Source organism: Corynebacterium belfantii (genome assembly GCF_041898185.1).
Taxonomy (GTDB): Bacteria; Actinomycetota; Actinomycetes; order Mycobacteriales; family Mycobacteriaceae; genus Corynebacterium; species Corynebacterium belfantii.
The window spans coordinates 47,463-66,903 of sequence record NZ_CP157823.1; the positions used below are offsets into that span (position 1 = coordinate 47,463).

General features: G+C 55.5%; 21 protein-coding genes and 1 tRNA gene. 8 read left to right on the top strand and 14 right to left on the bottom strand.

Annotated features, from left to right (window positions below; all coding sequences use genetic code 11):
• Genes cas6e through cas2e form a run of 3 tightly spaced genes read left to right on the top strand, consistent with a single transcriptional unit; the run spans position 1 to position 1,959 of the window.
• Positions 1–666, top strand: coding sequence for a type I-E CRISPR-associated protein Cas6/Cse3/CasE (gene cas6e, locus ABMV07_RS00245; RefSeq protein WP_088267463.1), 666 nt, complete (start codon positions 1–3; stop codon positions 664–666).
• A gap of 3 nt (positions 667–669) precedes the next feature.
• Positions 670–1,605, top strand: a complete 936-nt coding sequence (cas1e, locus tag ABMV07_RS00250) for a type I-E CRISPR-associated endonuclease Cas1e (protein WP_088267464.1) — start codon at positions 670–672, stop codon at positions 1,603–1,605.
• A gap of 6 nt (positions 1,606–1,611) precedes the next feature.
• Positions 1,612–1,959: a type I-E CRISPR-associated endoribonuclease Cas2e gene (cas2e, locus tag ABMV07_RS00255; protein ID WP_014306237.1), complete on the top strand. Its 348-nt coding sequence runs from the start codon at positions 1,612–1,614 to the stop codon at positions 1,957–1,959.
• 7 nt (positions 1,960–1,966) lie between these two features.
• Here cas2e and crgA read toward each other — a convergent pair whose 3' ends face one another.
• From crgA to ABMV07_RS00295, 8 genes are all read right to left on the bottom strand, one after another.
• Positions 1,967–2,236 (bottom strand): cell division protein CrgA, encoded by a 270-nt coding sequence (crgA, locus tag ABMV07_RS00260; protein ID WP_071574281.1) that lies wholly within the window; start codon positions 2,234–2,236, stop codon positions 1,967–1,969.
• A 116-nt stretch (positions 2,237–2,352) separates the two neighbouring features.
• Positions 2,353–4,377, bottom strand: a complete 2,025-nt coding sequence (gene pknB / locus ABMV07_RS00265) for a Stk1 family PASTA domain-containing Ser/Thr kinase (RefSeq protein ID WP_197692143.1) — start codon at positions 4,375–4,377, stop codon at positions 2,353–2,355.
• Complete coding sequence (locus ABMV07_RS00270; RefSeq protein WP_374064778.1) at positions 4,374–5,888, bottom strand: serine/threonine-protein kinase; 1,515 nt, start codon at positions 5,886–5,888, stop codon at positions 4,374–4,376. Before ABMV07_RS00270 ends, pknB begins: the two co-directional genes overlap by 4 nt.
• A 12-nt stretch (positions 5,889–5,900) precedes the next feature.
• The gene (locus ABMV07_RS00275; protein ID WP_088267467.1) at positions 5,901–7,361 is read right to left on the bottom strand and encodes a penicillin-binding transpeptidase domain-containing protein; all 1,461 of its coding nucleotides are present in this window, start codon (positions 7,359–7,361) and stop codon (positions 5,901–5,903) included.
• On the bottom strand, positions 7,358–8,707 hold the full coding sequence (locus tag ABMV07_RS00280; protein ID WP_088267468.1) for an FtsW/RodA/SpoVE family cell cycle protein: 1,350 nt from the start codon (positions 8,705–8,707) through the stop codon (positions 7,358–7,360). Before ABMV07_RS00280 ends, ABMV07_RS00275 begins: the two co-directional genes overlap by 4 nt.
• Positions 8,708–10,162, bottom strand: a complete 1,455-nt coding sequence (locus ABMV07_RS00285) for a PP2C family serine/threonine-protein phosphatase (protein ID WP_374064779.1) — start codon at positions 10,160–10,162, stop codon at positions 8,708–8,710.
• Positions 10,162–10,650, bottom strand: a complete 489-nt coding sequence (locus ABMV07_RS00290; protein WP_088267470.1) for an FHA domain-containing protein — start codon at positions 10,648–10,650, stop codon at positions 10,162–10,164. The genes ABMV07_RS00285 and ABMV07_RS00290 overlap by 1 nt, the downstream gene beginning before the upstream one ends.
• A gap of 13 nt (positions 10,651–10,663) precedes the next feature.
• Positions 10,664–11,530, bottom strand: a complete 867-nt coding sequence (locus ABMV07_RS00295) for a DUF3662 and FHA domain-containing protein (RefSeq protein WP_374064780.1) — start codon at positions 11,528–11,530, stop codon at positions 10,664–10,666.
• A 221-nt stretch (positions 11,531–11,751) separates the two neighbouring features.
• Between ABMV07_RS00295 and ABMV07_RS00300 the strand changes: the two genes are divergently transcribed.
• A tRNA-Leu gene (locus ABMV07_RS00300) sits at positions 11,752–11,835 on the top strand.
• A 390-nt stretch (positions 11,836–12,225) separates the two neighbouring features.
• Complete coding sequence (locus ABMV07_RS00305; RefSeq protein ID WP_374064995.1) at positions 12,226–12,825, top strand: hypothetical protein; 600 nt, start codon at positions 12,226–12,228, stop codon at positions 12,823–12,825.
• Here ABMV07_RS00305 and ABMV07_RS00310 read toward each other — a convergent pair.
• From ABMV07_RS00310 to ABMV07_RS00330, 5 genes are all read right to left on the bottom strand, one after another.
• A complete protein-coding gene (locus ABMV07_RS00310) occupies positions 12,822–13,121 on the bottom strand; it encodes a hypothetical protein (RefSeq protein WP_013910511.1) in 300 nt (99 codons plus the stop codon). The genes ABMV07_RS00305 and ABMV07_RS00310 overlap by 4 nt on opposite strands.
• A 422-nt stretch (positions 13,122–13,543) precedes the next feature.
• Positions 13,544–14,983, bottom strand: a complete 1,440-nt coding sequence (locus tag ABMV07_RS00315; RefSeq protein ID WP_374064781.1) for a hypothetical protein — start codon at positions 14,981–14,983, stop codon at positions 13,544–13,546.
• Positions 14,976–15,677, bottom strand: a complete 702-nt coding sequence (locus ABMV07_RS00320; RefSeq protein ID WP_374064782.1) for an ABC transporter ATP-binding protein — start codon at positions 15,675–15,677, stop codon at positions 14,976–14,978. Before ABMV07_RS00320 ends, ABMV07_RS00315 begins: the two co-directional genes overlap by 8 nt.
• Before the next feature lie 38 nt (positions 15,678–15,715).
• Positions 15,716–16,375: a response regulator gene (locus ABMV07_RS00325; RefSeq protein ID WP_374064783.1), complete on the bottom strand. Its 660-nt coding sequence runs from the start codon at positions 16,373–16,375 to the stop codon at positions 15,716–15,718.
• Positions 16,375–17,604 (bottom strand): sensor histidine kinase, encoded by a 1,230-nt coding sequence (locus tag ABMV07_RS00330; protein ID WP_374064784.1) that lies wholly within the window; start codon positions 17,602–17,604, stop codon positions 16,375–16,377. Before ABMV07_RS00330 ends, ABMV07_RS00325 begins: the two co-directional genes overlap by 1 nt.
• A gap of 170 nt (positions 17,605–17,774) precedes the next feature.
• On the opposite strand from ABMV07_RS00330, the gene ABMV07_RS00335 reads away from it, so the two are divergent.
• The 3 genes from ABMV07_RS00335 to ABMV07_RS00345 all read left to right on the top strand — a co-directional run bounded on the left by ABMV07_RS00335 (position 17,775) and on the right by ABMV07_RS00345 (position 18,777).
• On the top strand, positions 17,775–18,065 hold the full coding sequence (locus ABMV07_RS00335) for a hypothetical protein (RefSeq protein ID WP_014307747.1): 291 nt from the start codon (positions 17,775–17,777) through the stop codon (positions 18,063–18,065).
• 207 nt (positions 18,066–18,272) lie between these two features.
• The gene (locus ABMV07_RS00340) at positions 18,273–18,446 is read left to right on the top strand and encodes a hypothetical protein (RefSeq protein WP_196981344.1); all 174 of its coding nucleotides are present in this window, start codon (positions 18,273–18,275) and stop codon (positions 18,444–18,446) included.
• Between the two features lie 190 nt (positions 18,447–18,636).
• Positions 18,637–18,777 carry a hypothetical protein gene (locus ABMV07_RS00345; RefSeq protein ID WP_196977486.1) on the top strand — a complete coding sequence of 47 codons (141 nt, stop codon included), beginning with the start codon at positions 18,637–18,639 and terminating at the stop codon, positions 18,775–18,777.
• Here the strand turns inward: ABMV07_RS00345 and ABMV07_RS00350 are convergent.
• Positions 18,761–19,435 (bottom strand): ABC transporter permease, encoded by a 675-nt coding sequence (locus ABMV07_RS00350; RefSeq protein WP_197690310.1) that lies wholly within the window; start codon positions 19,433–19,435, stop codon positions 18,761–18,763. The two genes, ABMV07_RS00345 and ABMV07_RS00350, sit on opposite strands and share 17 nt — an antisense overlap.
• Positions 19,436–19,441 lie beyond the last annotated feature (6 nt).

A 19,441-nucleotide genomic window follows, 5' to 3' on the forward strand; every position in this document is an offset into this window, starting at 1 on the left:
ATGGCTACTTTTACCAAAGTGCTGATTAACCCAGCACGCAGACAGGGGCGTAAGTACCTAACCAACCCTCATATGCTGCATGCCGCGGTTATGCATGGGTTCCCACCGGACTGCGATACCAGCACCGAACGAATCCTGTGGCGACTTGATGAGCGCGGTCACGAGCATATTTTGTATGTGGTGGGTCCAGAAAAACCTACTATCGACTACATCGTGGAAGAAGCTGGCTGGGATGTTCGACCACCACAATCCGCTGATTACGATCGGTTGCTTTCTCAGCTCACCAAGGGCCAGAAATGGAATTTCGAGTTGGTAGCCAATCCAACTCATACCATTCCTGTTCAGGGTGGAAAGCGTGGAAAAGTGGTTGCGCATAGTACCGCTGCCAAGCAGTTGGAATGGCTGCATCGTAAAGCCGAATCAATGGGAGTTAGTTTTGGAACCCTTGAGAACAGCAGTGCTCAAGTGGTTGGCAAAAAGACCCTAGATTTTCATCGCTCTCGTCCCAATGATGAAAGAGGAAATCGCGTCCATCTCGTTACTGCTCGTTTCTCTGGCCAGTTGGAGGTAGTTGACGCAGATAAATTGCGCGCAACACTTATTGGTGGTGTGGGTCGTGCTAAAGGCTACGGCTGTGGTTTATTAACGCTCGCGAGAGGCCAATAAACCATGTCTGCCACCCCTAGTCAGAGCCCATTAGATCGCTTGCTACTTCCACGAATAGAAAGTCGATTGTCCTTCCTTTATGTGGAAAGAGCCGTAATCAATCGTGATGGGAATGCGCTGACGATTAAAGATCAGCGCGGAATCGCTCATGTCCCAGCAACTCAACTAGCAGTTGTTTTGCTGGGGCCTGGCACCAAAGTGACGTATGCGGCGATGGCATTGCTTGGCGACGCCGGCGCTTCCGTCGTCTGGGTAGGGGAGAAGGGGGTGCGCTATTACGCACATGGTCGACCACCTGCCAAAACTTCTCGTTTTGCAGAAACTCACGCTCGACTATGGAGTAATCAGCGCACTCGCCTTCGGTGCGCACGACGCATGTATGACATGCGCTTCCCAGGAGAGGAAATCTCGCAGCTATCTCTGGCGCAACTTCGCGGCAGAGAAGGTGCCAGAATGAAGAAAATCTATGCCGCAGAAGCGCAACGCACAGGTGTGGTGTGGACACGTAGAAACTATGATCCTCAAGATTTTGAATCAGGTGATCCCATTAATCGTGCGCTTACCGAAGGATCGGCTGCTTTATATGGCATTGCCCACGCGGTGATCGTAGGTCTTGGTTTTATCCCTTCTCTCGGGATCGTACATACCGGTACTGACCGTGCTTTTGTCTATGACATTGCAGATCTTTATAAGGCAGAAATCTCCATTCCTGCTGCTTTTGAAGCCGTAGCAGCTATTCCTTCGGGCGACGATCTCAATGTGCGTGCACGAATTCGTGACAAGGTTGTGAGCACCCGATTGATGCAGCGGATGGTTCATGATCTTCAAGATCTCATGGAGATCCCAGAAGAAGATGCCTATTCCGATGTTGATCTCATGCTGTGGAGTGAACTTGAGGTCATTGCTGCTGGTGTGAACTGGTCAACAGAGAGATTTTGAGCCACCATGATTGTTCTTGTTGTTTCCGCCGTACCAGCTGGTCTTCGTGGAGATCTCACAAAATGGCTCATGGAGATCTCCCCTGGTGTTTTTGTAGGTAACCCCAGTGCTCGAATTCGGGATCTGTTGTGGGAGCGAACCACTGAGCTCAGCAAGGACGGGCGTGCACTGTTGATTTACTCGAGCAATAACGAGCAAGGCATGGAATACAGAACACATCGGCATGAATGGGAGCCCACAGATTTTGATGGGCTGACGCTGATGATGCGCCCAGACAACACGAAACCCAGTTCGTATCAACGTCGAACTGGGTGGTCTATTGCGCGAAACGTTAGGAAGAATCGCGGGAACTAAGAAGCACCTAACGCCATCCCATGGTCATGAGCAGGCCGATGATGAAGAGTCCGAAGCCGATGCCGTAGTTCCATGGGCCGAGTTCGGTCATGAAGGAGATGTCTTGGCCTGCTAGGTAGTTCACTATCAGCCAGAGCAGCCCGGCGAGGATGAGGCCGAACATGATGATTTTGTACCACAGCGGGGTGCCAGTGGAGTTGATTTTCACTGGGGTGCGGTTTGCGGTGGAACCAGCGGTGTAAGTGGTGGAGCTGTGGTTGATCTTTGACTTTGGCATCGTGGGGTGTCCTTGTTGGTTTGTAAGTTTCTAAGAGTTTATCAATCTATCAGGTTAGCGCCAGCTGCCGCACGAGCAGCACTGGTACCACTGGCAGCACCAGCAGTGGTTAACTGCTAGTGCTGTGCTGGTGGCACGAGTGCCGCAAGGTTGAATTCGTAGAGGCGGATTTCAATGGGTGCATCTTTGCGCAGCGCTGTTCCTGGGGTTGGTAGTTGTGAGGCGATCAGGTTTTGGTCGGTCACAGCTACGGTGGGCACCTTCGCTGCTTGGATGAGCCGGGAGGCGTTGCCGTTCCAGCCTGCGTCGTGCAGGATGCGCACTGCGTCGCCAATTGTTTTGTGGGTGATGTCTGGGACGGTGAACATTGCTCCGTTGGAGATCTGCACGGTGACTCTAGAACCCTTGGGTACTTCGGCGCCTTCGTCTGGTACGGCGACCACGGTTCCGGCTGGTTCGACGGAATCAACGCGGACGACTTCGGGTTTGAAACCTAGGGAGGTCAGGTTACCTTCGGCTTGGTCCCATTTCATGCCGGTGATCACGGGAACGCGGACTGTTTCTACACCGGTGGAGACAGTAATGGATACCTTGGATCCACGGGATACTTGGGATCCGGCTGCGGGGGAGACTTCGATGATTTCGCCCTTGGGGACGGTGTCGGAGGAGTCTTCACGCACGGTGGGGTCGAGAAGCAGACCTGCGGCTTCGAGGATCTTAACCGCGTCGGCGGTGTTCTTACCGCTGAGGTCGGGAACCTCAGTGATCTCTTTACCGGAGGAGATGGTAAGGCGCACAGTGGAGTTGCGCTGCACGTTGGAACCGTCGGTGGGGTTGGTGCGAATAACCTTGCCGCGAGGAATATCGGGGTTGGGTTCTTCGATCACATTGACCTGTAATCCTAGCTTTTCCAGTTGGCTCACAGCATTTTGCTGCGTGGAGTTTTGCAGCTTAGGGATGGTCACGGTGGATCGCTGAGAAAATGGCCCGCCACCGAAATGGTCAATGGCAAATCCGGCACCCACAGCCAAAACGAGCACTGCCAAAATAGCGGCGAGAATCCGCAGGCCACGGTTGGATGATCGTGGTGCAGCATGCGCACCACCGGCACCGGCCACCGCAGCCGAACCAGCTAGGGCACCAGCAGGAACCACACCAGCACCAATGCCAGCACCAGCCTCGGCGTGATCCAACTCAGTCGTCACCTGGGTTACTGGAACCACGGTGGTAGACGCTGGGTCTTGGGTAGCAAAGCTGGTTGGGGTGACATAGTGGCGTGCCGCGTCGGTGACCGCATTGCGCTCAAGGCGCTCAAGATCCGCACACATTTCTTGTGCGGTCTGGTAACGATCCCCAGGGTGCTTAGCCATAGCAGTAAGCACAACAGCATCGACGTTAATTGCCGCGGTAGGCGAGAGATCAGCGATGTATTCGCTGGGCTTTACAGGGTCTTCTTGTACGTGTTGGTAGGCAACAGCGAAGGGGGTTTCACCCTCGAAAGGTGGTTTACCAGTGAGGGTTTCATAAAGCACACAGCCTAGGGCGTAGACATCGGAGCGGGCGTCGGCAAGCTTTCCGCGTGCCTGCTCTGGTGAGAGGTACTGGGCGGTGCCGATCACTGCGGAGGTCTGCGTCATGGCGCTGGTGGCGTCGTCAAGCGCGCGTGCGATACCAAAGTCCATGATTTTGACCGCGCCGGTGTTTGTGATCATCACGTTCGCGGGTTTGATGTCGCGGTGGATAATGCCAGCATCGTGGCTGACCTGCAGCGCATGGCACACAGGGATCAAAGTATGTGCCGCCTGGCTAGGTGTCAGTGGGCCATCCTCGCGAACAATGTCACGCAGAGTGCGGCCGTTGACCAGCTCCATCACAATGTAAGGAGTGTTCAACCCAGCCCGTGGAGTTTCACCAGTGTCGTACACCGCGACGATCGCAGGGTGGTTGAGCTTGCCGGAGTTTTGGGCCTCCCTGCGGAAGCGCTCGCGGAAGTTCACATCCCGTGCCAAGTCGGCACGCAGCATTTTTACCGCGACCTTGCGGCCGAGAAGAACATCGGTGGCCTCATACACCTCAGACATGCCACCCGTACCGATGACGTTGCCAAGGCGATAGCGGTCGGCGAGAACGATATCGGTCACTGGGCACCTCCTTGGTTGAGCTTGTTTAGATCCTGGATCAAAGAATCGAGCGTATCGGGAGCGGGTGATTCGGTAGGCTGGTCAGCATCCTGCGTAGGTGCATGTGGCGCATGTGGCGCATGCGAGCTGGGGCGACCATTATGTGACGGACGCACCGAAGGCAACTGGTGATCCGACGTTGGGTCCGACTCGTCAGGAGTACGCTCCGTTTCACTCGGAGTTGGCTCCGGGCGCGACGTAGGCAACGGCTCTGGGACCACAGTGGTGATCTGCGGTGTTGGAGTCTCCGTCACGGTAGCCGTTACAGGTGGTGGCGGAACCGAGGACTCCGAGCTTTGTGGCGTTTTATCAAAAAGATCATCAAACATGCCCTGACTTGCAGCCCACGCGGCAGTACCCAACAACAATGCGGCCAACGCGCCAACCACAATGCCGGCCCCCCAACCACTAGATTGTTTCTCCGGCTCCTGGCGTGGCGTGCCAGCAGGAATCACCGTCGATGCCGGATACGCAGCGGCAGCGGGAGCAGCAGGCACCTGGCCGGTAGCCGGAATAACCGTCGTAGGTTGCGCAGTAGCCCCCAACGCATAGGTGGATTCCGTGGGAGCCGGCTGCGGTGCAATGTGCTGCAATGGTGCCGATTTAGGCTGTGGCGGGCGTTGACCCATACGGGTAGCAGAAACCGCCAACGCCAGCTCGTTGCCATCGGCATAACGGTGTACTGGATCCTTGCGCAGCGCAATGCCGATCAGCTCGCGCGCCGGGGCGGACACACTAGTGGGGATAGCCGGTGGGGCTTGGTTGATGTGGGCGATAGCCACGGAAACCGAGGAGTCGCCGTTGAAGGGGCGCTGACCCACCAGCATTTCGTATCCCACAACGCCTAGGGAGTAGACGTCGGTAGCTGCGGTAACATCGCGGCCCTGCGCCTGCTCTGGGGAGACATACTGGGCGGTGCCCACCACCATGCCCGTTCGCGTCAGTGGCACCGCTGCGGCTGCTTTGGCGATACCGAAGTCAGTAATTTTTACCTGGCCGTTTTGGGTGATCAAAAGGTTGCCAGGTTTGATGTCGCGGTGGACCATGCCCATGCGATGGATGATGGATAGCCCGTGGGCTGCCTGCTCGAGAACATCGAGAGCAAGGTCTTCTTCGAGGCGACCTTTGCGTGCCAGCATATCGGCGAGGGATTCACCGCGGACGTATTCCATCACGATGAAGCACAGGGTGCGGCCCATGTCGTCGGTGACTTCGCGGTAGTCGTAAGTGCGTACTACGTTGTCGGAGTCGATGTGCTCGCTGGCGAGTGCCTCGTTGCGGAAGCGTGAGAGGAATTCTTCGTTGTCGGAGAATTCTGGGCGCAACACCTTGATGGCCACTTCGCGCTGGTTACGGAGGTCGTCGGCGAGCCAAACCGTGGACATTCCGCCGTTGCCCACCACCCATTGCAAGGCGTAGTCGGAACCGACGAGCGCCTGCAGTGCCGGATCAGGTGACTGTGATTGTGTCATGATGTCTCCCCTCTATCCTCGTGCTGCTAGGGCTGCTTGTGCTGCTGCGATGACGGCGCGACCAATAGGCGCGGCCACGGAACCACCGGTGGCGGCTTGGCCGGCATCGCCGCCGTTTTTCACCACCACGGCCACGGCAACGTCGGCCTTGGCGGAAGGTCCGAAAGCGATGTACCAGGCGTGCGGGTTGGAGTTACGGGAATCTTCACCGTGCTCGGCGGTACCTGTCTTAGAGGCAATGTCGGCGCCGGTGTAGCCAGCCGTGTGGCGTTCCGATAGTCGCATTAGGTCCGTCAACGTGGCGGCTACCTCGGGGGTGACGGCTTCATTGATTTGGTGCGGCTTAGTCTCCTTAATCACCTTGAGGTCTTGGCCGACGATCCGGCTCACAAGGTGTGGTTCCATGCGCTTGCCACCATTGGCCACGGTGGCGGCCACGACGGCGTTGTGGAGCACGGACATGGCAACGTCGCGCTGGCCGATCGACGACTGCCCGCGTGCCGACGGATCCGACACGTCACCGATGGTGCCAGGGGCCATATCGACGCCAAGATCGTAGCGATCATTCACGCCGAAAGCATGGGCGGCCTCATCGAACTTTTCTTGGCCAACATCAATACCCATCTGCACGAATGCGGTGTTGCACGAGTACTGGAATGCGGTAGCCAAGGTGACATTTTGGGAACCAGCACAGGTTTGTCCCGCATAGTTTTCCAAGGTGGTGATGCCGTCGGGAAGCGTAATGCGGTCTTGTCCCGTGAGCATCGAGCCCGGGCCGTAACCAGCGTTAAGACCAGCCGCCGTGGTAATCACCTTGAAGGTAGAACCTGGTGGCAGTGTTTCTTGGGTGGCATGGTTGAGCAGCGGGTTGCCAGGGTCAGCGTTCAACGCTGCCCATGTTTGCTCAGCAGTATCGGGGTTAACAATCGCCGAGGGGTCGTAGCTAGGGGTCGATGCCATAGCAAGGATTTCGCCTGTCGACGGCTTGATCGCCACAACTGCGCCCTCATAGCCAGCATTGGCCATCTGGTTGTATGCCACCTCTTGCACCTGTGGCAGCAAGGTGAGTTCAACGTTGGCTCCGCTGTGTTTGCGCCCCAAAAGCTCATCTGTCCAGCGGCGCACCGCAACGGAAGAATCCGTGCCACTGAGCACACCGTTGAGGTTGGACTCCATGCCTGAAGCCCCATAAATGTCAGACAGGTAGCCTTCGATCGGACCATAGATCGCAGGGTTAGTCACGTAACGACGCTGGTAGAACCCCTCCTCATCCTGATAGGACTCGGCAAGTATCTGACCCCCAGTGGAGATCTGGCCGCGAGCTTGCGACTTCAACTCAATAAAGCCGCGACGATTAAGCGCATTATGCGCGTATTTTTCTTGGCTAAAACCCTGAATGATCGTCAAGTTGACCAACAAAATCAAGATCAGCAGCAGCGCGAACACGCTGGTGAATCGGATAGATCGGTTCATCGGTGAGCCTCCTGACCTCGTGCGGCCTGCTCGTCCATAGACACCACGTCGTTGGCGGCGGCTTGTGTGGAGTGGGAGATCCTAAGGATCAGTCCGAGAAGAATGTAGTTAGCCATCAAACTAGACCCGCCCTGAGACATAAACGGCGTGGTCAGACCCGTCATCGGTATGAGGGCGGTGATTCCAGCGGTGACCACAAAGACCTGGATGGCCAAGGTCAGCGAGAGACCAGCAGCCATGAGCTTGCCGTAGGAATCACGTGCCCGCAGCGCGGTGCGCAGACCGCGGGTGATAAAGATGGCAAAGAGAACCAGCACGGCAGCAAGTCCAATAAAGCCGAGTTCCTCGCCAACGGCGGCGAGGATGAAGTCAGACTCAGCAACTGGGATCAGCTCTGGGTGACCTAAACCGAGCCCAGCGCCGGCCACGCCACCAGAAGACAGCCCGAAGAGTGACTGCGAGAGCTGGTAGCCCGTGCCGTTGAAGTTATCTAGTGGGTTAATAAAGTTGGTTACGCGCGATTGGATCTTGCTGGAGATCTGGTACAGCGCGGTACCACCAACGGCCACAAGTGCTGCACCAATGATCAGCCACGATACGCGGTTGGTGGCTAGATACAGCATGCCGAGTACGGTGCTAAACAGCAGCAGTGCTGGGCCGAAGTCGTTCTCGCCGGCCATGACCAAAATGGCGAAGGCCCACACACCGAGGATAGGTCCTAGATCGCGGAGGCGCGGGAACTCGAGTCCGAGGAATCGGTAGCCGGCCACGTTAAATAGTGCACGTTTGTTGACCAAAAGCTGCGCGAAGAAAATCAGCAGCAAGATCTTGGAAAACTCACCTGGCTGAACGGAGAATGGTCCGATGGAGATCCAAATGTTGGCGTCGGCATTCATCTTTGTGGGCCACACCATGGGTAGTGCGAGCAGGATCAGACCAAGCAAGCCCAGCACATAGGAGTAGTGCGACAACATCCGGTGGTCGCGGATAAACACCAAGACGGCGATCATGAGGAGGATACCCACAAGAGTCCAGATCACCTGTCGGCTAGCAAGGGCGGTGTCGCGTGCGAGGTCGATGCGGTACACCATGACCAGCCCTAGTCCGTTGAGCACGCTGGCTACCGGCAGCATGACTTGGTCGGCATGCGGGGCGGTAAAGCATAGTGCGAGGTGGGCGATGGTAAAGACCCCGATAAAGCCGCCAATCACCCAGAGTGTTTCGGAGGTGACCGACAGCCCTTGGGCCATGTTGAGGTTAATCAGGGTGACCGCGATGAGCAGGGTTGCCATCACGAGCAGCCCGAATTCCACGGGGCGTGCGGTAATGCGTCGCAGGAATGTCATTTATTTGACCTCCCTGCAGGTTTCACCAGGCGTGGAGAGATCATCGGGGGAGCCGGTACTGCTTGGCGACGCCGCCTTCGTGGTCGTAGGAGCTGCACTCGACGGTGCCGCTGGTTTCTTGTTATCCTTATCCTTTGGCTGTGCAGCCTGACGAGTAATACATGCTGGCAGGGTTTGTTCTGCCAAGCGTTGCAGCTGCTGCTGCACTTCGTCGTAGCTGCCGTCGGGAAGCGTGGACACCTGTCCGCGTGCCGACTCCTTCAGATCGCTCAACCGGAACCGATGGCAAGAATTTTCTGCGTCGGCAGAATCCACAAACGTGAGATCCCCCTCGGGGTTCAAACAAGCGAACTGGTATGTGCTGTGCAAGGACGTGCCCAGCAAGGAGACGTCGATACCGTTTTCGATGACCAGCGCACCTTGCGTAGAATCCGAATCCGCGGTGGTGACATAGTAGTTGTTCTTCACCATCGAAGATCCCCACCAACCAGCACTGATCAGCACAGCCAACATCACCAGCGCACTAATCACGGACACCATGCGGCGTCGTGGGCTGGGCGTAGCTTCCTTGGCCGGCTCCGAATCCGGAAGGATCACCTGGGGCTGGCGCTGTGCAATCGCCATCGCAGCCCGTCCCGCCGCCGTATCTGGGCGGGGATCCTCCGGCATACACGAATTAAGAGCGCCCACCGTCAGCGGTGTGACCGGTAACGATGTGGCAGCAGCAGACTCATCCGAGTCATCTGCCTCTACAACATCTGCCACCACAACGGTGACGTTATCGGGGCCACCCGAACGAAGCGCCAAATCAACCAACTGGCGAGCAGCCTCTTGGGGCGTGCCATGCTGCAGAGTCATCTCAATCGTCGAATGCGTGACCGGATCAGACAATCCATCCGAGCACAACAAGAAACGATCGCCAGGGCGAATATCAATCATCTTCAACGTGGGCTCAACTGGGCGACCAGCATAAGCCTTCAAAATCATTGAGCGCTGCGGGTGCGTGGACACATCCTCAGGGGCCAGCTGCCCCTTATCCACGAGGGACTGCACATAGGTGTCATCCACCGTGATCTGTTCCAACGCGCCATCGCGGAGACGATAGCCACGGGAATCACCCACATGGCACATCGCCAAATCGGCACCGTTAAACATCAGCGCCGTCAGCGTGGTGCCCATGCCGTCAGTTTCCGGAACATCGCGGACACCTTGAGCAATGGCACGGTTGGCATCGTCAGCTACCGATGCCAACAACGCCAACATGTCGCTGGCGTCGGCGTCGGCATCGAGACGCATCAAATGATTAATCATTAACTGCGAAGCAACCTCGCCAGCCGCATGACCACCCATGCCGTCGGCAAGCGCAATGAGGTGAGGACCCGCATACGCCGAGTCCTCATTATTGCCTCGCACCAGCCCCCGATCGGAAGCCGCTGCATAATTCAACCTGAGCATCAAGCAACCAACCTCACCGTTGTACGACCAATCTTAATGTCACTACCAGCAGAAACCTTCTCGGGCTGATCAATGCGATAACCGCCCACATAGGTGCCATTGCGGGAATCCAAATCCTCCGCAAACCACTCGCTACCACGCTTAATCAAACGAGCGTGACGAGCCGACGCATAATCATCGCCCACCACAAAATCGCAATCCTTCGAACGGCCCAACGTGATCTCCGTCAAAGAATCCAACTGCATAGACGAACCCGTCAACGGGCCCTCAACCACAACAATCTGCTGCGGTGCACTACCACGACGAGACGCCTTCTTCAACGGACCCGACGCCGACGACACCCCAGGTCCCGTCACAGCCTGCGGTGCGACCGTCGTTTGAGCAGCCGACTTAGCATCCTTGCGCTGAATATAAAGAGCAAGAAGAATCAAGAGCCACAACAGAACTAACAAGGCAATGCGCAGCAAAAAAACAATGACGGATTCCACGAGGTGGGGCTCCTTAATTCGGCTCTACGATACGAACTTCAATATGAGAATGACCAACAGTAATCACGTCGCCATCCTCCAACAACCAGTTCTCCACAGGAGTGTCATTCACCGTCGTGCCATTCGTTGACTTCAAATCAGTCAAAATGGCATCACGGCCATTCCACGTAATCTCCGCATGCTGACGCGACACACCCGTATCCGGCAGCCGGAAATGGACCTCATTAGAACGCCCGATAATATTCGAGCCCTCTTTCACCAGGTACGTTCGCGACGAACCATCCTGCAACAACAAGCTCACCGTCGGAGTTGCCTTCGGCTCCGGAACCGGAACCTCCGTATAAATAGCATCCGGCGCCTGCGCCGTCATGTACTCCGTCCGAGGATCAGCATCATAAGAATTCATGCCGGACTCGCTTTCATAGTTGCTTTCATCATTGGTAGGCGCTGCAGCCGCCACATCATCTTCAACCCCAATAAAGTGGCTGTACTCCTGCGGGGCAGGATCAAAAGCTGACGACGCATGCAGCTGGCCAGTGCGAAGACCCGAATCCGCGGCGATCGTGACCACCACCGGACCCTCAGTAGACCAGCCCTGATTACGCGTATAACGTGACAAACGATCCGCAAAATCATCAGCCAACGACGGATACCGCTGGGCCAAATTCTGCGCATCCTTTCGGCTCACACGCACACGGAACACATTCGGAGACTCCACACCGCCCTCATAAGCGCGCACGATATTATCCTGCACCTCTTGCTTAAGCAGTTCCTCAATCTCTGCTGGAACGAGCTTGCCACCGAAAACGAAGGCGAAACTATTATCCAAGCCACGCTGCATAGCACTATCGAGCTTGGCTACCTTGCCCATGATCGACAAAGAACTTCGCCTCCTTAAACTTTTCTCGGTTAAACATAGTGACAACACGATGGCACTAAGTATAGGTGCCCAACGTTCATGTCCCTAGCTGTGCGCATTGACCTACTGTCGCGGAGTAGGGTGCCGGCTCATATATAAACAGTGCTTGACGTTGACATTTGTATGAAAAACTTAATGGTGTGATATAGTAGCGCAGTCGCAAAAAATTTGCTTCACCACCTGCCCAGGTGGCGGAATTGGCAGACGCGCTGGCTTCAGGTGCCAGTGTTCGCAAGGACGTGGGGGTTCAAGTCCCCCCCTGGGCACAAAGAGCAGTTCACGAACTGCAACGGCCGGAGGTCACAAACTCGAAAGAGGGCGTGGCCTCCGGTTTCTTCTTTTTCTGATTTTTGGGGCCGAGGATGGGTTAAGTAGCAAAAATGTCCGCATCCCCGTATGCACTTTTAGTGAACCTTGCCAGAAGTCGGAACGGATCAACGATTGTCGGGTGAAAAGTCTCGTGCCAAGACGACGGAATCGCCTTGCTCTCAAACACTGTCTTACGGTGTGGGTTTTTGTTCGTGGACGCATCGGTGAACTGTGCCGACCGACTACCCGATTTTAGCGGCGATGACGTGCATGGATAGGTCTGTCGCGCGGAGTTTGCACACTCGGCGGTGTGTGGTCGCAAGAGGAAAGTCCGCCTTTCGGGTGTGATGACTTTAACTATGTTTCTGAAAAGTGCTGCAGATTACTTTGTTTACTTTCATGCTCATTTTATGAGCACTAAAATCAGATCATTTTTTGCCGCCGTTGCAACTGTTTTTTCAGCCCTTGTTTTTTCTTGCCCATTGGCTTCTGCTGCTTCGGACGCGATACCAGAGGACGCAACGTCTCGTGTCGTGGTCGAGCCCGGAGAAAGCTTTACTTTTACGTTTGATGATGAGACTTCGAATGATGGAGTGTTTACTCGTTCTGTGAATGCAGGGGCATGCACAGGAACATTCGCTGCTCCTCAGGTAGAAGCTGGGGGAATCATTTCTTATGGCTTGCATGTCAGATGCACTGGAACTGGGTTCCTTCCGCTAAGCGCAAAGATCCGACTCCAAGAAGAACATTTTGGATTTTTCTATGAGACTGTAGACGAAACCTTTAAGAGCCTTACCGAGGGTGGCTACGGATTTGTCCGTGGAGAAGCAATCTGTGGGCCAACTACTTCCGGTCATGATTACCGAATTTCTGGAGAGATTTTTGCAGGATCGCATCATGGCTTTGGCATCTCTAGAGAAGTCCATCTTCCGTGCAATGTGAACTAGTTAGTGCGCATGAGCCAGGCTTTTAGTTCTTTTTCTGCGCGCTCACAACCACCTGGGTAGTTTTTGTTTAGCTCTTCAGCTACAGAATCGAAAACTTTTTTAGCGAGAGCTTCGGCGTGGTCAGGCTGAAGTTGCCCTTTTAACTCGTTTAAGGGGACGGAGAGGGAGGCATAAGGGCTAGGTCGAAAAGAATAAGACCGCATGTCATCAGCGTATATTCGGATGGTTGTCCCCAAAATCTGAGATTCAAGAATAACGTTTCCGAATACTAAGGACGATAGTTTTTTCTCTTTCATATTGGGCAGTCTAGGGAAATAAAGCAGTACTAGCTGCTGGCCCTAGACGATGGGCTGGATAGATCGTTCTGTGGCGTTGAACAACGCAAATGCGAGTCGTGTACCCGAAGTACGTACATGCCCCGTAGGGTGTGTGGTGACATTAGCCGTGGTGGTGCCAGTGACTGTTTTTGTTCTTCGCTTTCTGATGAAAGCTATGAAAGCAATGGATATTATGATCGAGAACAACAAGTGGGACGGTGCATCGTCTGATGGAAAGTGATGTGTTATTAAATCCGTGTTGACGCGTCACCGTGAGTAGTTCGTGCCAAATTAAACCATTTCTTATGTCTCCGACCTGCGGAAATGCTGCGCGGCCCAAAAAGTTTTGGCACGAACTACTCACTTCGACGCTAAACACCCCTCACCACGGCACCCCAGCGCTACTCGCTGCGATGGGTGCGCAGCGTGCGGGCGCATAACGGATAAAGTGTCGCGCATGCTATTGCTGCGATGCTGAAGGCCACGAGCCAGCGAGGGCCGTGTGCGATTTCTGGCCAGGCTGCTGCCGCGAGTAGCCATAGCGGGGTGTTGGCAAGAACATCGCCGCCGAGCGTGGCGGAGATGATTGTCCAGATAACTGCCCAGATGATAGTGGTTGCCGTGCCGAATCTGGTTACTATCAGCAGTGCGATCATGGTAAGCATGCATCCTACTGGGATGGCTAGTATGAGTCGTGTCAGTTCGGTGCTTAAGGGGCTGCCGGAGATGAGTCCTGCAAGTGCTGCGATGGCGCTCATGGCACTTACGCATAGTGCATGGATGCTGAGGAATGTTGGTGTGCAGTGTGGGTTTTCTATGTGCATGATGTTCCATGCGGGGGCGGTGGTAGGCCAGATGAGTGCTGGTAGTATGCCGGCCCCGATGGGGAGTATGGCGAATGTGAATAGGCTGTGGATGTAGCTGGGTGGGTAGATCATGGCAACACACAGCATTAAAATTGTGCACAATATGATACAGCTGTGCACGGCGGGGGTGAGGGCTACGGGTAGGAGCGCGGGGAGCACGTTGCGTGGGCGGTCAACGGGTCTGCGTGTCGACGCCTCCCGCAGGACTGCAGTACTTACGTGTTGATGGGTGCGTCGAAAAGCGATGCGGTACTGAGGCGTGACCACCGCGATGATCGCCCCTGCAACAGCAAGAACCAAGCACAACAGCAGTGCTAGCCATGGTGACTCGTGGCGTAGGGCGGCATCGGGTTCGAGGGGGACAGCGTTTTGGTGTACCTGTAACACTGGTAAAACGAGGCGCACCGGCCACGCGAAGGGAAACGCCCACCACACAGGCCCTTCGACGATAGTGCGAGTAGTCCCAGCCAACTGCCAAACCAAGAACACCACCAGTGTTATCACGATGTTGGTGTTTCTTGCGCAGGCCATAGCAAGTCCGGCCACTCCTATGGCACCGGTCCAGCTCAGCACCCCGAGGAGGAGGATCCGGTTGGCACCCGTGCGGCCGTCGAGAACCGCAAGCAGCCAGGTACCGCCAAAGTTGAGCACGTGGAACACCGCCACGCAGGCGATCACTGCAACAAAGCGTGCCAGCCGCAGGGACCGCATGCTTAGGCCGCGCCAATGCCGTCCACCCATGCGGGCATGGTGTTCGCGTAGCTCTGCGGATGCCGCAAACATTGCTGTCAGTGGTGCTGCAATACCTGTGGCGTACATGCTTTGCCACATCAGGATTCCGGTGGCGTCGGGATCTTCAGTGACAACGCGGGCGAGTGTATAGGTGAAGAAGAGTAAGGGGAGTGCAGTGAGGGTGAGCCACGCTGTTGACGAGGATCGCGAGGCGATGAACTCGGAGGCGAGGTATCTATTCATGGTGGTCACCAGTTTCTAGCACGCCTGGTTGGGTGAGGCGGAAGAATTCCTGCTCGAGTTGGCCTTGGGGTGCGAGTTGATTGAGGGGGCCGCTGTAGCGGATGGTGCCTTCGGCGAGGATGGTGACGGTGTCGGCAAGCTGGGTGGCTTCTCCTAGCTGGTGGGAGCTCACGAGCACAGTTTTGCCACTGGCTGCCCACGCCCGCAGTAGTGCGCGCAGGTCGCGGATACCTTGCGGGTCAAGACCATTTTGTGGCTCATCCAAGATGAGGATGTCGGGGTCGCCAAGGATCGCCTGCGCTAGTGCTAATCGAGCCTTCATGCCGGTAGAAAAAGTCCGAGCCTTTTTCGACCCAACATCGGAAAGTCCCACCACGTCGAGCACACGATCAGCCTCGGAATCTGACAGCCCCAACAACGTGCTGTGCACCCGCACATTGGAACGCGCTGACAAATGCCCATAGAAGGCTGGCCCATTAATAGAGGCACCTACTTGGGAAATGTCGATAGTCACCTCACCGGAATCGGCGGGGATCAAACCAAGCAAAATGGAAAACAACGTGGATTTTCCTGCACCGTTGCGCCCCAACAGGGCGTGGACTTCCCCAGAGCGAATATCACAGGAAACATTGTTCAAAACATGCTGGCCGTGGAAGCTTTTAGAGACTTCATTGACTCGAATAGTTGTACTCATGGTTGTTGATTGTTATCCAGCAACCACAAGCGCAGATCCTACCGTGGTAGGAGAAGCCCAGCTTTATGTGCAAACAACACCAAAGCGACGCGGTCACGGGCATGCACCTTTGCTAGTAGTGCTGTTATATGCGTTTTTACGGTCGTTTCTGCAATCCCAAGGTCAGCACTGATCTCCGCATTGGTGAGCCCTTGTGCAACGCGCAGTAGTACATCCATTTCGCGCCGGGTGATCAGGCTGAGTCCTTGGCGCTGCTCGGGGCTGAGGTTGCTGCCATAGGCGTGGCGGAATGTGTCAATGACCTGCTTGGTTACTCCGCTGGCTAGAACGGATTCCCCTGAGTGGATCGACTCGATTGCGGTGAGGAAGATTTCGGGGTCGGCGTCTTTAAGAAGAAATCCGTGCACTCCGGCGGTGAGCGCTTCTCTGACGAGCGTGGGGTCGTCGAAAGTGGTGAGCATGACGATACGGATGCGAGGGTGCTGGGCGAGGATGTCGCGTGCTGCGGTGATGCCATCCATGACGGGCATGCGGATATCCATGACTACAACATCCACGTTGTGGCTCATGCACGCATTGATGGCTTCGGCGCCGTTGGCGGCTGTGGCCACTACGCGCATGGTGTCGCGGGAGTGGATGATTGTGGAGAACGCTTTGAGGATGGGCGGTTGGTCGTCGGCAAGCACAATGCGAATCATTAATGGTCCTCTTGGTGCATGGGAATGGTGGCACAAACATGAAAATCGGATGCGGTTCCTTGGGCACTAAAACGACCGCCGAGTGCGGTTGCGCGTTCGTTAAGCCCCAGCAGCCCTGAGCCGGGGCTTGTCGACGCTCCAGTCGGTGCCGTTGCCTGGGAATCGACGGTGATCTGCAGCTGCTCGTCTACCTGCACACTGAGCTGCACCGTGCTACCAACACCTTGGTGTTTCACCACATTGGTAAGCGCCTCCGACACAATGCGGACACCAGCAAGCTGCACCAAGGTGGGCACTGGTGGACAATGCTGGGGAAGGTGAGCCAAGATCTTCAACCCGGCACGTTCAAAGCTGGCAATGATCTCCGCTAGATCGGCGAGCTGACACAATGGCTGCATTGCACCTGATTGTGCGGGATCGCGAAGTGCCTGCACAATCCCGCGCACCTCTTCAAGGGAAGTGCTGGCTGCGTTACGGATCTCCTCTAGTGCTTCGCGTTGGTCGCCACCATATAGGCCTGCCTGTGCCTGCACCTTGATCAGGGTTAAGGAGTGCGCTAGAACATCATGAAGTTCCCGTGCGATCAGCAGTTTTTCTTCTTCGCGAGCGGTTTGGTATGCAGTCTCACGTGCTTGATCGGCGAGGAAATAGCGCGCACCAACAGCGTAAATGCACCCTAGCAATGCCCAGTGGAACCCGATGGCTAGCACTAACTCCATGCCTTCGCGGTAGTGCAGTAGAAGATGTGAGTCCAGTCGCCACATTGCAGGGGAAACGAATGAACCTGCCAAGGTGAGCAACAGGATTATGCGACCCCAATTTCTCTGGGGAAGATAACGCGCGGGTGCGTATACCGCCATGGGTGCTAAGACTGCCCACGGGGTGACTCCCATGTTTTCTGGTAGCGCATGACACCAGACTGCCGCCCAAGCGCCAAGGAGTGTGACGAATCCTGCGGAGCTGAGTTTGGGGCGGGATCGCCAGTGCCAGATAAAAGGCAGAAATAGGATGGAGATGGCTGCGTGTGCCGTGTTGTGGGCGGAGGGGGTCTGAGTAGCGAAAAATAGATAGCCTGCGGTGATGATAGTCGCGGTTGCTGTCAGGATCTTGTCGCCTAGGCGTGCCATGGTGGCAATGGTAGTGGTGTGGTGAGTAGTTCGTGCCAAATCTTTTTGGGATGTGCGGCGTTTCCGCAGGTGGGATATATAAGAAATAATTAAATTTGGCACGAACTACTCACTTTCCGTGACATGGTGATACGTCACCCTTGTTGCGCTACTAAAGCACATGATTTCCATTAATGAAAATGTATTGAAAATATTGGCGCAGCGGTGTATTTTCATTTTTAGAGCTTGTTGAAAAACAAATTTTCACATCTAGATAAGGGAGTTTCAATATCATGACCCACGTAGTTCACGAGAACCACACCCACCAGCACGGCCCGAACTGTGGCCATGTGGCAGTTCCTCACGGCGACCATGTTGACTATGTTCACGACGGCCACCTGCACCGCGAGCATGACGGCCACTGGGATGAGTGTGAAACCTCCGAGCATCACACCCACGCTGACCATGAGCACCAGCATGGCCCAAACTGTGGTCACGTAGCAGTTCCTCACGGCGATCACGTTGACTACATTCATGACGGCCACCGTCACGCACTGCATGACGGCCACTGGGATGATCACTAAAAATAATTAATTTTTCTACGGATTGCGCTTCCAACAATGGATGGCGTAATCCGTTTTTTATTGCGTCACTTAGACTCTAGAAACCTCAAAAATTGGAAAATAACCACCAGATTGAGGGGAGGGAGTGTGTGGTGAGGATACATTGGGCTTTTATTTTATTCAATGTTTACTGTGGAAAAGTGCTCTTTAATGATTGGGGTGGTTGTTGTGGAGACAATACCGTACGACGAGTTCCATGGTGTTGCTCCTGCGCTGGATGTTTCCACAGACGCTGAAGTATGTGAGGCTCTCGTTCGTATCGTAGATGTCGAGGGGCCAGTGCTGGGTCGGCGATTGTTGGAGGTCTATGCACGCGCGGCAGGGCATAAAATGGGGAGGTGAATTAGGGAACGCTTTGTCGCCATCATGAAGGCGCCAGAATTTTCCAGAAGTGTTGTGTGGGAGGATTCGCTAAACCGAAATAGCGTCATGATGTCTACCATGTATCTCAAGGACACTCCCTCATGCGTGATTCGTTCTATTGGTCCGCGGGATTTTCCCTTCCATTCCGCCTAATGAAATCAAAAGCCTGATGGTGCAATTATTGGATGACGATTCCGACGTCACCCGTGGGGTTTTATACAAGCGCGTGCTGCGCTTTTATGATCGTGGCGGCAAGATCACCAACAATGTAGACCCCGTCTACGATTTGCTTCTTAAGGAGCAGGCGTAGCGGTGCGGGTGCGTTGAGAGATCAGTTTTTGAGCGCCCCCGAGTAGAGCGTCGAAAAGCAACGCGAGGGCAATCACCAGCACGGAAGCCGCCAACATCTCGATGTAATCCCTCGTTTTGAGGCCGTGGAAAATAAATCGGCCCAACCCCACATCTGCGGTATATGCAGCAAGTGTGGCCGTAGCGGTCACTTGCAACACTGCGGTGCGAATGCCACCCACCAGCACGGCTGCAGATAGTGGCAGCTCAATGGAACTGATTACTTGGCGGTGGGTAAAACCCATGGCGTAGGCGGCGTCGATGGTCGCGCGATCTACGGCGGCCACGCCGGAATAAGCACCAGCCATCAGGGATGGGATCGCCAAAATAATCAGTGCCAGCATCGGTGCCGTAAGTCCAATGCCAAAAGCCAGCCCAAAGATCGTGAGCAAGCCCAAGGTTGGCAGCGCGCGGGCAGCACCGCTGACACCACCAACAAGCCCCGCACCGCGGCCAGTATGGCCGATCAGAACACCGGCCGGAAGGGCGAGTACCGCAGCAATGGCGACCGCAGCCAGGCTGATTCCAACGTGTTCTAGAAGGCGGGCAAGAAAGCCTTGCGAGCCCCACCAGTGCGCGGCAGTGGTGAGGTAGGAGAGGAGATCACCAAACCAAGTCATGTGGGG